General features: G+C 68.0%; 7 protein-coding genes. 1 reads left to right on the top strand and 6 read right to left on the bottom strand.

Going from position 1 to position 12,772, the window contains the following annotated elements:
• The first annotated feature begins 373 nt into the window (after positions 1-373).
• Positions 374-1,192: a hypothetical protein gene (locus tag BZL41_RS28765; RefSeq protein WP_174706184.1), complete on the top strand. Its 819-nt coding sequence runs from the start codon at positions 374-376 to the stop codon at positions 1,190-1,192.
• Between the two features lie 485 nt (positions 1,193-1,677).
• On the opposite strand, the gene BZL41_RS29140 is transcribed toward BZL41_RS28765, so the two are convergent.
• The 6 genes from BZL41_RS29140 to BZL41_RS18180 all read right to left on the bottom strand — a co-directional run bounded on the left by BZL41_RS29140 (position 1,678) and on the right by BZL41_RS18180 (position 12,294).
• On the bottom strand, positions 1,678-8,151 hold the full coding sequence (locus BZL41_RS29140) for a phage tail tip lysozyme (RefSeq protein WP_168191033.1): 6,474 nt from the start codon (positions 8,149-8,151) through the stop codon (positions 1,678-1,680).
• Positions 8,152-8,491: 340 nt separating this feature from the next.
• Positions 8,492-8,950, bottom strand: coding sequence for a hypothetical protein (locus tag BZL41_RS18200; RefSeq protein WP_095600616.1), 459 nt, complete (start codon positions 8,948-8,950; stop codon positions 8,492-8,494).
• A 37-nt stretch (positions 8,951-8,987) separates the two neighbouring features.
• Positions 8,988-9,629, bottom strand: coding sequence for a hypothetical protein (locus BZL41_RS18195; protein WP_095600615.1), 642 nt, complete (start codon positions 9,627-9,629; stop codon positions 8,988-8,990).
• The gene (locus BZL41_RS18190) at positions 9,626-10,147 is read right to left on the bottom strand and encodes a hypothetical protein (RefSeq protein ID WP_095600614.1); all 522 of its coding nucleotides are present in this window, start codon (positions 10,145-10,147) and stop codon (positions 9,626-9,628) included. The genes BZL41_RS18195 and BZL41_RS18190 overlap by 4 nt, the downstream gene beginning before the upstream one ends.
• 16 nt (positions 10,148-10,163) lie before the next feature.
• The gene (locus BZL41_RS18185) at positions 10,164-11,033 is read right to left on the bottom strand and encodes a hypothetical protein (protein WP_095600613.1); all 870 of its coding nucleotides are present in this window, start codon (positions 11,031-11,033) and stop codon (positions 10,164-10,166) included.
• Between the two features lie 211 nt (positions 11,034-11,244).
• Complete coding sequence (locus tag BZL41_RS18180) at positions 11,245-12,294, bottom strand: sigma-54-dependent Fis family transcriptional regulator (protein ID WP_168191032.1); 1,050 nt, start codon at positions 12,292-12,294, stop codon at positions 11,245-11,247.
• Positions 12,295-12,772 lie beyond the last annotated feature (478 nt).

Here is a 12,772-nt window from a genome sequence, read left to right as displayed (position 1 = left end):
CGCTATGGAAACGAGCTCAACCCATTGATTTGCATGAAGGAATCGCTCGGCTTCTATCCCTTGCAACAGCTAACGCAGACATAGCCAATGAATTCGCCCTTACACGATTGTTGCGGGCCCGCACGTACTGCTCCCTCGCCCCTTTGGGGAGAGGGCTGGGGTGAGGGGGCGGAGCCAAGCCATATGCATCACCATCGGCTCACGCAAGACAAAACGGGCGAATAAATAGACTTGCCCCTACACGAGTTCATTCAGCGCAAACAGAACCCTGCACCTCAACCCACATGGCCGGCCGTCACCTCGGCTGGGAACGATGGCAACTTGCCGCTTCGTTTGCGGTCATATGAGCACCTGAACGCGGAGGAGTCCTTCCATGAAGTTTCGCTTGCTGCTCCTGATGGCGCTGCTGCTGCCACTGACGGCCTGCACGGTGCACACGGGCGACTATGGTGGCGGCTACGCGCCTCCTTATGGTCCTCCTCCTTACGGACGCTGGCGCTGGGACCCGGACCTGCGCGTCTATGTGAGCCTCGGCCATGCCCACCTCTACTTCGGCGATCGCTATTACTACCGCTGGCGCGACGGCGGATGGTACTGGTCGCCGCACTACGACGGCCCCTGGAACGTCCGCGACTACCGCTACGTACCGCCGGGCTTGTACAAAAAATACCCCGCCCCAAAGGGCGCCCCGGGGTATGGAAACAACCCCGGTAATCGCTACCAGGGAGGCGGCTACGGTAACCAGCCGGGCCAGGGCAATTACAAATACCAGGACAACCGCTACCAGGGTCAGGGCAATTACCAGGGCCAGGGCAATCGCTATCAGGGCCAGGGTAACTACCAAGGCCAAGGCAATGGCTACCAAGGCCAGGGCAACTACCAGGGCCAGGGCAATCGCTATCAGGGCCAGGGTAACTACCAAGGCCAAGGCAATGGCTACCAAGGCCAGGGCAACTACCAGGGCCAAGGCAATCGCTATCAAGGCCAGGGCAATTACCAGGGCCAGGGCAATCGCTATCAAGGCCAGGGTAACTACCAGGGCCAAGGCAAGCAGCAAGGCAACGGCCTGATCAACAGTGCCCCGAAAGGCCAACCCATGAAACAGGGTGGCGGCAGTAACAAGGGGAACAGTGGCAAATGGCAGCCCCAACCCCAGGGGCAAGGTCAAGGGCAGGGCAAAGGCCTGTATTGACTCGAACGCCGCCCGCCTCTCCGAGGTGGGCGGCGTTTTTCGTGGTTCCATTCCAGGTCAATCGAAGTCGCCTGAAGAAAGATATTCAAGCTCCGTGCGCATGATGTACCCCCTCATCTGAGGGGAAATGCTCTGTCTGCGTGGCTAGAAGGTCCGAGCCAAACCAATTACTGAGTTCAGCAGAGCCCTCTTGTTTCGCCCCCCGGCGAGTTACTTCTGGCAGTCGCCCCAGAAGTAACCAAGAGGGCTTGCCCCGACATCCAGCCCCGGCTGCGCCGGGATTCCCTCGCTCCATCGCCGTTCCGGGGGCCCGCCTTGAAGGGCCATCCCTGGCCCATCAAGGCTCTCGCGGCATCCATACCGCTCAACCCCCTACACGACGATTCCGCTCGGCCTCCTGACGGGGCGTCGGAGTTGGTCTCACCTCTTCCGTGGGGCTCTGGCAATGGCTAGTGTCAGGGCAATTCGTCATGCCAAACCTCCCCTCACGGCCAGACCACCCCGCTGGTCGAGCGCCGCTCGAAGGCCGTGTTCACCGTCAGGCTCCTTTCGTTGTCCGGGTCGGCCACGCCCGCCGCCACCGAGCGGACATGCCGGGCGACGGCCGGGGTCGGGCTGCCGGTGCCGTTGTAGCTGTCCTCCACCTGCTCGGCGATCTGCTCCGCGCCGTACTCGGCGAACGGCTTGCCGGGGATGTAGGCGTAGGCGCTGGCTTCCTGGCCGAGAGCGGTCAGTGCGGCGGCGCCCGCCTGGTTGATGATCGAGTTGCGCATGAAGGCCGTCGGGTCGCTGCCGTGGTGTTGCGATTGCCAGGCGTGGGCGAGTTCGTGGATCAGTGTGTCGGAGCGGGGGCGGGTGGCGAAGCTGGCGACCGTGCCCTGGTTGAGCGCGACCCACCAGTCCGAGCCGACCGGGAACGCCACGGTGAATGGCCGGCCGCCGCAGCCCAGCCCGTCGGTGATGATGATCCGGCTGAAGTCCAGGCTGCCGGCGTAGACGCTGCGCGCTTCCGTCTGCTCGGCGGCGGACAGGAAGCGCAGGTTTCTCGGTGCGGTGATGCCCGGGCATAGGGTGTCGCGTACGGCGTCCGGCACCCATTGCAGGACGCTTTCCAGGGCCTCGCGGACGCGGCGCAACAGATCGCGCACGTTGTCCGGGACTTCCGGCGGCTCCGGCGGTATCCGGGGCGGTGTCACCGGTGGGACAGGCGGCACGGTGGGGCGGGGCATCGCGGGCAGGGTCATGAAGACTTCTACGCGCCGGCTGGCGGCCGGATCCGGGCTCGATACCGGGCGCGTCTCGCCCTGGGAGGACGCATTGATCGCGACGCGTGCGGCGGTGCCCGGCAGGATGCAGTCGATGGTGCGCAACAGCTCGCGCTTGACCGCTTCGGCGCGTCGCCGGCCGAGGTCGAGATTGGCCGCGTCGGTGCCCACCGGGTCGGTATGGCCGACGACATCGAGGTTGCTGATCGGGCTCGCGGTGCGCTGGCTGGCGACGATGCAGCGGGCGATGCGGATGATCTGCGGTTGGTGGCTCGGCAGCACCTCGGAGCGGTTGAATTCGAAGCGGTCGATGACTTCAGGGCTGCGCAGGCCGGCGCAGGTACTGAGGGTGCTTCCGCTTGATCCGCCGCCGCCCGTCGGCGCAGCCGTGCCAGGCGCGCCGAGGCGATTCACGGCGCGGGTCAGTGCCGAGCGTGTCTGCGGACCGACGATGCCATCCACCGTCAGGCCCTCCCGTGTCTGGAATTGCCGGATGGCCTGGCGCGTCTGTGTACCGGCCACGCCGTCCACCGCCAGGGAAAGCCCGAGGACCCGGTTCAGCGAACTCTGCACCCAGCGCACGAACTGGCTGGCGGCGCTGGCGACTTCTTCATCCAGCAAAAAGGTTTCGGCCCATTCGCCGGTGCGTGGGGGCTCGCTGGGTTCCGGCGATTCGTTTGCCAGTTCTGGCAGGGCGTCGTCCAGCTCGGCTTCGAAGTCGGGGAGGGCATCGAGGTCTTCCGCGGCTGCCGGATGCCGGGCGCGGTAGACCCGCAGGGCACGTTGCGACAGGCCCCGGCGCCGGCCGAAGACTCTCTGTACGGCCGGGTTGCTGCGCGGCAGCTTGTTGTTCTGCGCGTCGAGGATGGCGCCCGGAATCTCGAAGTTGTAGACGACTTCGTCGCTGGCCTCGTCCACTCCCACCGTCGCCCGCCGCAGCAGTCGGTCGACGCCGGCGAAGCCGGGCCGGCCGGTCAGCTCGCTGTTCAGGTAGTCCAGTTGGGCATCCATGTCGAAGAGGATGCGGGAGCCTGCCGGCCGGCCCTGGAAGACGTGCTGGAAGAGTTCCCGCCGGCGTGCGGCGGTGGTCCATTGGGCGAGGCCGATGCCGGGCATGCAAGGCCCCTGGCCCGGATTGCTCCGCCCGCAGGGGCGGGTCTTGCTCACCGAGCAGGCGCGGTTCATCACCTCCTCGGCGGTGAAGGTGGCGGTCGTGCCGTTGCAGTGGCGCGCCGTCAGGGGCGTGGCCATGCCGCTGCCTTCGATGCGGCTCGGCAGCACTCCCGATTCGGCGAACAGGTTGCCCACCAGCCCCGCCGCGCCGTTCACCGGAAAGCCATGGTCATCCACCAGATGTTCCATCACGTACAGGATGCGCTCGTCCTCCGGCACCAGCGGCCAGTGGACAATGGGCCCGCGCGCGGTGACGAACGGCACCAGTTGGCGCACCCGTGGATCGGCGCGGGTCACGTCGGAGAGCACACAGAGCAGTGGGTCTTCGCCGGTGCCGGTCACCAGTCGGATCAGGTTGCGTCCGCAGAAGATCGCCTCGGCGACGATCAGGGCGTTGCGGTCGGCGTCGGCGGTCAGCGGTTCGACACCCACTTCGCCCCGGCCCAGCCAGAGTTCCAGGTTGTGCCATTCGGCGTCGGTCAGCGGGGTCGCCATGAACACCTCGACCCGCCGGCTCTGCGCCGGGTCGGGGCGCTGCGCCCGCTCGCCCTGGGAGGCGACGCTGATGCGCATCTGCGCGCCGATGCCCGGCTGCGCGCGGTTGATCCCCGTCAGGATGAATTCCCTGACCGCCTCCGCGCGGCGCTGGCCGAGCTGGAGATTGGCGGCTTCGGAGCCGACGTCGTCGGTATAGCCGACCAGATCGATATGGCGGATCGGCGCCGGCGAGGCGGTGCTCGCCAGCACGCAACCGATGATCCGCTGCAACTGCGGCTCATGCTGCGGCAGTACCTCGGCCTGGCCGAATGCGAAGCCGTCGAGGGTCTCCGGGCAGCGCAGGCCGGCGCAGGCGGTTGCGACGGTAACGGGTGGGACGGGTACGGTGGGGGGTGTCGGCGTCGTGGCGCCGCCTTGCAATTGGGCCAGGGCCGTCTGGATCGCGCCCAGGGTGAGCGGCCCGGCGATGCCGTCCGGCACCAGCCCTTGCCGGCTCTGGAAGCTTCGCACCGCCTCGCGGGTGCGTGGGCCGGAAATGCCGTCCACTACCAGGTTCGCCCCGATCAACTGGTTAAGTGCCTGTTGCAGCGCGCGCACGCCGCTGGCGTCGAGTGCTTCCGCGTCCTCCGCGCCATCGTCGTCCAGCCCTTCGCTGGCGCCACCGGCCAGGGCCGGGCGGACCAGATTGTTGCGGATGTCCAGCCACTCCCGGCTCAGCCGGGCGAAGTCCGGTTCACCCTGCGCCAGGGGGCGGCCGTTGCGCTCCGGGTGGCGGGCGAAGAACACCAGGTTGGTCAGCGCGTTCGGGTCGCGTTGCCCGCCCGCGATGGCCAGGCGCACGGCGTTCGGCCAGAGTCCGTTGCGCAGGGCTTCCATCACGGCGGAAGCCGCCGAGCCGACGGCGGAGAGCAGGGCGCCGAGGGTGCCGGTCGCACTGGGGCTGGGGCTGGAGCCCGTGCCGGCGCTTCCCGTGGCGCCGCTGCCTGTACCCCCGCCGGCCGAACCACCGGGCGTGCGCCCATGGGTCTGCAGCCAGAGCAGGTACGAGGTGGGGTTCAGCAGCGGCGCCGGGCGACGGCTGCCCACCGGGAAGCGGCTGTTGCGCCGCGTGCCGGGCACGTAGGTCTCGAAGTGGATCATGCTGCTGCCGCCGGGGTTGCGCCCGACATAGCCGATGACCTGGCCCGCCGTCACGCTGGAGCCGATCGCCAGGCCCGCTCGCCGCAGCGAATCGGGGGCGACCTCGCCGTAGTTCACCACCACATTGCTGTGCTCCACCAGCAGTGCATTGGTGGTCATCCGTTCGCCGCAGCAAAAGCCGTAGAAGCTGATGACACGGCCATCCTCGATGGCCACCACCGGATCGCCGAGGTTGGCGAACAGGTCGATCCCGACGTGGTAGCGCGCGCCGCTGCTGCGGCTGGCGAGGAACGCCCGGCCCGCCTGGGCGCCGACATAGGAGCCGTCCGCTGCCCGGTAGTTGACCTCGCGGCCGCGCGGGTGGCTGGTCACGATGGGCCAGTAGCTGCCCGCCGGAGGGTCCGGGGCGAAGGGCACCGGGTCGCGGGCCGGCACGGCCATTGGCGGCGCTGGCACGGCTTCGTCGGGGTAGCTCTCTTCGTCGTCCGCGGGCAGGCCCCATTCCAGGGCCTCGACATCTTCGTCGTACTCCATCGCCGTGTCGGCCGCGGCGCGTGGCCGTACCACCAGGCGATTGCGCGCCAGGCGCCGACGGCGGCCGGCGCGGCGGCAGCGGACGCATTCGCAGTCGGGATGGGAGCAGTCGCTGCCTTCGTCGAATTCATCGAGGTCGTTCTCGGTGATCAGTGTGGCGCTGGCCAGCGAACCCTCGCCGAAGGCGCGTTCGAGCAGGATGTCGCCGGGGCGCAACTGACCGGCGACCGACTCGCCTGGCGCGCCGACCACCTCGACGAACTGCTGGTAGTGCCGTCGCATGGCTTCGCCGTGGTAGCCCGCCAGGCTGTCGAAGAGGTCGGCGACGCCGGCCGGGGCGCCCGTTGCATCGTACAGGGACTGGCCGGGGATGGCCTCGGCCAGTGCCGTTTCGATCAGCGCCTCGGCGTCTTCGGGTTCGTTCTCTGCGTAGGGGATGAAGCGTTCGTGTGCCATGGCGGTCTCCAGGGGAGATTCACGGGTGGCCTCCACCGCTTCGGCCAGCGGCCGTACGGTCAGGCCGGCCCGGATGGGGATATCGGCGGTGGGGAACCCGCTGGCGGCGGGCGGGCGGGGCCGGGGTGTCAGGCGTTCGCCGGGATAGGGCTGCAGCGGGTGAGCCCGCACCCAGGCCCGGGTCGTCTCGACGGCACGGGGCAGGTCCAGGTAGCCGCTGCCGATCCGCATCGGGTCGTCGTCGGGCGCGGGCGGCTCGGTGCTGCCCAGCAGCAGGCGGCGTGTTTCCTCGATGGACAGCGCGCGGCCCGCCGCTTCGAACATGTTGGCGACGGCGCCAGTGACATGGGGCGCCGCCATGCTGGTACCGGAGTTGGCCACCAGCGCGGGGCGCGGCGTGTCGGAGCGCCGGGGTGTGGAACGGGCCGCCCAGACCTGTACGCCGGGTGCGACCAGATCCGGCTTGATACGCCCGTCCACCGTCGGGCCGGCACTGCTGAAGCGGGCCAGCGGGCGGTCCGGGTCCTCGGCGTCATAGGCACCGACCGCGATGCTGCGCTGGCTGTTACAGATGGTGCCGGTGGTGCTGCGCGGGTCGGCGTCCTGTGGGTGCAGGCGCGACTGGCAGGTGCGGCACGCCGAGTCGCGCTCCACCCAGCAGTTGTAGCGGCCGTCGACCACGTCGTCGCCGTACAGGCGCACCTGCCATTCGCCGGGCGGCGCGTCGGTTTCCAGGAAGATGTCGACGTGGTTGTCGCCGTTACTCGGGTCGCGGGCGCGATGGTAGAAGTGCCCGACGGTCCGCGAGCCGGACAGGATCGGCGCGTCGCCACCCAGGGGTACGGTCATTGCCCCGCGGCCATCCGGGGGAACCAGGGTCACGCCCAGGGCGTCGTGGCGCGAGTACCAGATTTCCAGCTCGTTCGGCGTGCGGTCCGCCGCGCCGACCTGCCAGCGCAGCCGGCGCGTTTCGCCGGGGCGCAACTGCCCGCCGCTGTGCACGTTGGACGCGTAGTAATTACCGGCGCTCTGCACCACGCAGCGGCCGGGGGCCTCGTTGAGCAGCGCGTCGATGCCCAGCTCGACCAGGGTCAGGCCGGTGTGCGGGCCGCCGTGCCGGCCGACGCTCATGTTCACCACCCAGGGGCGGCGACCGGCTTGCCGGCGGATCCAGTCCAACCCTTCGAGCAGGGTCACCGAGTCGCCCAGGTTGGCTTCGCCGTCGGTCCCGCGGGTCGCCAGGTGGACCAGCAGGAATTCGGCGCGGGGCGCCACCCCCATGGGGGAGCCGGGCAGCCGGCCGTTGCCGGCGGCGATGTCCAGCACGTGGGTGCCGTGACAGCCCTGTCCGCCCCGGTCGGCGACGCCGGGATGATAGCCGAGCGCCGCATAGGGACGCGGCGATGCCAGCGCGGCGTCGATATCCTCGCGGCTGAACACATGCCCATAGCCGTAAGGTTGGGGTGCCGGGTCGGCCCGGCTGGTCTGGTCCCACAGAGCGAGGATGCGCGTCGAGCCATCGTCGTTGCGGAAGTTGTCGTGGGCGAAGTCGAAGCCCCAGTCGATCACCGCGACGATCACGCCCTCGCCGGTGGTGTCGAGATCGGCCGGGCGCCGGTCCAGTGGGGCGGAGTCTTCCGGAGGGGCGCCATGTCCTTCGGCGGTCCCTTCGTCGTCGTTGAACGGGCGAGCCGCCTTCAGGCTGACCACCGCGTCGTCGGCCCAGGTTTCCACCACCTGGTCATGGGCGATGCGGCAGGTAGCGATGGTCTCGCCGAAGCGTGCGACGAGGCGTACGCCGGGCGGTATCCGGGGCGGGGTGGCCAGGCGGATGATGGCCTCGATCTCGCCTGAATCCGTCTCGCCGAGCAATTGCCGGAGCGCGGGGTCCATGATGTGTCCTCGGCCTTGAGGCATGGGGGATCGCTGTCCGCTGGGACGCGCGGTGTTCCCGGTCCGATGCCGCCGCCTCTCGCTGTCGATGGCGAGGGGCGGCGGCACGAACACAGAGCCTGTTTACGATCTCGCGAGCTAGAGCCATGCAAGGCCTCGGCGGCCCCACGAAAACAGGCCGGGCCGCGTAGGCGAGGAAGCGGCTGGGGTCGCTTCGACTTTACGAGCTGCAAATGAGCAGTCCGACCGGGCTGGCGATCCAGCCTGCGCGGCCCGACCTGCGCGGCCCGACCTGTTTTCAACGCAGCAGGGCCGATGCGCAGCAGATCGTAAACGGCTCTTACGCCGCGCTCGCCGTATCCTTGGGCTCCTCGGTCGTTCCCGTCGCCGGGCCGGTGCTGCACGTGCTCAGTGCCCCCAGGCTTTCGCAAAGCGCCTTGAGCGCCTCGGTGCGCTGGTGCCTGCGCTCGTTGGCCTGCGCGATCAGCTCGTTGGCCCGCTTGAGGTCTTCCGCGTCCCGCTGCGACTCCGCTTCCGTCCAGGTGCGCAGGGTCTGGCTGATGTTTTCCAGGGGGTTGGCCGTGCTCCCCGCGGGCGCGCCGGTGGCCGGTCGCGTCGCGGGCGGGATGGCGGCGGCATCGCGGATCGCCAACTGGCGGGCGATGACCGGCCCGAGGATGCCTTCGCCCAACAGCGAGCCGACCAGGGCGTGGCGGGTGGCGGTCTTCGAGTCGACGTTCTGGTTCGTCGCCAGGCGGTGGGCGACGATGAAGTTCATGGGGTTGATCTGTCCGAACATCTTGGCGTTCTCCTTTCGCGGGTCGAGGGTCGCGTGCCTACTTGTCCAGCAGCAGGACCATCGGCAGGAGCATGTTCATGCTGTTGTTGGCGCCGCCCGCCGTCGCGCTGGCTTGGGTGGAGGCCATCATCATCATGATCAGCGGCAGGGTGAAATCCTGCTTCTTGATCTGCACGGCGCCCAGAATGTCGTTGGCCGTTTCGGTATTGGCTCCAGGCCTGGCCTCCAGCTCCGGCGACTTCTGCAACAGCGGCAGCAGCATGTTCATCTGGTTCTGCTGCTGCGAGGCGCCGCCCTGGTTCTTCAGTTCCTTGCGCAGCTCGGCGATGCTCTTGTCCTGCACGTTGTCGATGCTGTTGAGCTTGCTGGTGGCGGACTTCACTTGCGCTTCCAGGCGCTTGATCGCCGCGGCGTTGGTGCGGATGTCCTGGCCCACCCGCTCCAGGCTGGCCTGCAGGGTCGCGGTGGTCACCGGCTGGCGCGAGGGCTTGGGTTTGACGAAGCCGCGACCCTGGGCAGTGCGGCCGGCACGGATGCGCGGCGGACGGCGGGTCCGGCGGCGTTTGCGTTCGTCGAATTCGTCTTCTTCGGTAAAGGCTTCGTCGACATCCTCGGCAAGGAATTCGTCTTCCTCGACGAATACATCGTCGTCCTCTGCCGCCATCTCGTAGATGCTCATATCTCACTCCTGTTGGATGGGCCGACGCTCGCGCGCGGCATGCTGAAAGAGGATTCTTCCGAACCCTCCGGTAAACCCGGTGATGGCTGCTGGAGGCGGGCGACCGCCGGTGCGACGTAGCCGGCGAACAGTTCGGCGTCGGGTTCGCACCAGCCCGGCTGGCCGTGGCCGTCGCAGAGTTCGCAGTCGTCGTCTTCGCCCCAGCACAGGTAGCAGGCGCCCAGGGCGGCGGCGAGGGTGTCGCCGATGCTTTGGGCGGCGTGCAGCTCTTCGGTCAGGTGGCGTATCCGGCGGCGCAGGCGCAGCGAGTCGGAGGGCGGCAGGGCGTCCCTGAGGATTTCCGCTTCCACCTCGGCCGCCTCGTCCCCCGGATCCGGCGCGCCGCTGTCCTGGCCCATGAACTGGGCCATCAGGCGGATACGCGGGTCCTCGTGCTCGGCGAACAGCGCGCTCATCGCGCCGGGGTCGGGTTGCTGTCCGCTGAGCATCTGTTGCAGCAATTCCTGCATGCCTGGCATGGCGGCTTCCTCCGGCTCAGTAGGTGTCGTCGTCCAGCGCGTCGTAATCGAGGCCCTCGTAGAGCGAGAGGGCTTCGCCGTCCAACTCCTCGTCTTCATCCCAGGCGTCGTCGTCCGCTTCCATGTAGACCACCTCGACCGGGCGCAGCGACTCGGCGGCTTCGGCGTCTTCGCGGGCGAACAGTTCGAGGACCCGGTCGGCCCGTTGCGCCGGATCGGTCGGGTCGACGACATATTCCCCGGCGTCGTCCAGCAGGTAGGCCGGGGTGCCGCTGGTCTCGCCCACGCTGAAGCCGTGCATTTCCGCCTGTACCCGCTCCAGCAACTGGCCGAGCAGATTGGTGATGGCGCCGACCGGGACGCTCTGGCCGCCGACGTTGACGTTGCGCCGGCCGGCACCGCCCATCGCCAGCGAGCGGAGGGTCTGGCTCACCTCTGGGCGCGACAGCGTGCGCAGCAGTTGGGTGGCGGCCGGCGCGCCGGCGGTACGGGGCGGGGCGGCAGGCGCCGTTGGCCGGCGTGCCGGGGCCGCGCGCCGCGGAGCACGGCGGGCGCCTCCCGAGGTGGCGGCGCTTAGCGCTCCACCGGCGATCCCGCCGGCCAGCGCGCCCCAGGGGCCCAGCGCGGCTCCGGCGGTGGCGCCCTGGACCACGCCCGGCAGGGCGCGCTTGGCCACTTGGCCGACCGCCTGGCCGGCCCGGCTCAGGGTGCTGAAGAAGCTTTCCAGGTCCTCCGCGGCGAGGCCGGGATAGGTAGTTTCCACGAGCTGTTCGATGGTCTCCGGCGCCGCGTCGGCATAGGCATCCGACAGCACCTCGCGAATGGCCGGATAGGGATCGGCGTATTCCCCATCGTCTTCGACCCAGGCTTGCGCGTATCTCGGCATGGCCGTCACTCCTGTGGTGTGTTCCCCGTCCGTCGGGCCGGACGTGATCGACGTGTCGAGGGAACTGGAGCAGGCTTCGTGCCGGATTTGCGTTCTCTTGAAAATGACAGGCAGATCAATGACCTGCAGAAGATGGGAGGAGGTTGGATAAGGGGGAGACGGAAGTACGCTTCAGTGTTTGCGGAGATGGGCTTCCGCAAACACGGCGTATTCAGGTACCGCTGCGAAAGCCGGTGCCGTCGATCCCGTAGTGGCGGAGCTTCTGATGGAAACCGCGCTCGCTCATGCCGGCGAGCTTAGCGGCACGGTAGATGATGCCGCCGCATTCGTTCAGCACGGCGATCAGGTATTCGCGCTCGAAGGTCTCGATCAGGTGCTTCTTGGCTTCGTGGAAGGGAATTCCCGCCGCACTCGGTGCGGGCACCGACGGGCGCGGCGGGAAAGTCGGCTCCACGGGGCGGGCCGGCTGGATGGTGGGCGGGAGCTGGTCCAGCAACGCTGCGGTGAGGGGCGCGCCGCCGCTGAGCACCATGGCCCGGTGCACATAGTTCGACAGCTCGCGGACATTGCCCGGGTAGTCCTGCTGGAGCAGCTTGGCGTAGAAGTCCGAGCGGATTTCCGGGGTGGGTAGCCCGTAGGTCCGTGCGTAGCGGGTGACGAAGTGGCGGGTGAGGAGGGGGATGTCTTCCATGCGCTCACGCAGTGGCGGAACCCGCAGGCGCACCACGTCCAGCCGGTAGTACAGGTCGGCACGGAAAGCCCCGCGTCCCAGTGCCTCGCACAGGTCCCGGTTGGTGGCGGCGATCATCCGCACGTCGCAGCGGTGGGTTTGCGCCGAGCCCACCGGCACGTAGTCGCCGTCCTGCAGCACGCGCAGCAGTTTCACCTGCAAGCCGGGGCTGGATTCGCCAATCTCGTCGAGGAACACCGTGCCGTGATTCGCCGCCTCGAACAGCCCCTGCTTGCGCTTGTTGGCGCCGGTGAACGCGCCGGGCACGTAGCCGAACAATTCGGACTCCTCCAGCGAACTGGCGATGGCCCCGCAATTGACGGCGACATAGGGACGGTTGCGGCGTTGGCTGTGCTGGTGGATGCGTCTGGCGAGAATTTCCTTGCCGGTACCGCATTCGCCGGTGATCAGGATGGGGGCGTTGGTTTCCGATACATCGTCGGCGATCTTCAACAACTTCAGCACCGATGCGCTGGCACCGACGAATTCGATGTCCGAATACCGACTTGGCGAATGGGCAGAAAGGTCCATGAGAGTCCGTTCTCCCTGGGAAGCCGCACGGAGGGGATACGACTGGGAAGGTGTATATAGTCCAGCAACCAGGGCCGGGCAAGCGAGGAAGCGAAGCGGTGCAGCGGCCTCAAACTCGGGCGTTTGCGGTATGGCAAAATAGTGGCTTGGCTGCGTGGTGCGTCCTTGAGCCTCGCCCTGGACAGACCATTTTTTTGCCAGCGAAATGCCTTCGTTTCGCATTCGCCATGACACGCCAACGGGAAGAATCATTGGCGATAAGACGCGCTGGACTTGTGCCAAGGGTGAATGAGCGGCTTTGCCTTGCCCCCGGATGGCGCTGCACTTATCCGGGTTACGGCGGGGCCATTGGACGTATAGGTTCGATACCGCTCACCCTGCTTTTGTAGGAGCCAGCTTGCTGGCGAAGCTTTTGTGTGTACCCCTTCGCGAGCAAGCTCGCTCCTACAAAAAAGGCCCGCGTCCGGGCTTGGGTGTG

It is taken from the genome of Pseudomonas sp. PIC25, from assembly GCF_002286785.1.
Lineage (GTDB): Bacteria > Pseudomonadota > Gammaproteobacteria > Pseudomonadales > Pseudomonadaceae > Pseudomonas_M.
Note: the sequence above shows the minus strand (reverse complement) of the source record. Positions and strands in the feature narration are given on the sequence as shown.

What these genes read in the sequence shown, in the direction of transcription:
- BZL41_RS18190 (WP_095600614.1), bottom strand. Translation starts at nt 10,147, where the DNA reads ATGCCAGGCATGCAGGAATTGCTGCAACAGATGCTCAGCGGACAGCAA.
- BZL41_RS29140 (WP_168191033.1), bottom strand. Translation starts at nt 8,151, where the DNA reads ATGGACCCCGCGCTCCGGCAATTGCTCGGCGAGACGGATTCAGGCGAG.
- BZL41_RS18185 (WP_095600613.1), bottom strand. Translation starts at nt 11,033, where the DNA reads ATGCCGAGATACGCGCAAGCCTGGGTCGAAGACGATGGGGAATACGCC.
- BZL41_RS18200 (WP_095600616.1), bottom strand. Translation starts at nt 8,950, where the DNA reads ATGTTCGGACAGATCAACCCCATGAACTTCATCGTCGCCCACCGCCTG.
- BZL41_RS28765 (WP_174706184.1), top strand. Translation starts at nt 374, where the DNA reads ATGAAGTTTCGCTTGCTGCTCCTGATGGCGCTGCTGCTGCCACTGACG.
- BZL41_RS18195 (WP_095600615.1), bottom strand. Translation starts at nt 9,629, where the DNA reads ATGAGCATCTACGAGATGGCGGCAGAGGACGACGATGTATTCGTCGAG.
- BZL41_RS18180 (WP_168191032.1), bottom strand. Translation starts at nt 12,294, where the DNA reads ATGGACCTTTCTGCCCATTCGCCAAGTCGGTATTCGGACATCGAATTC.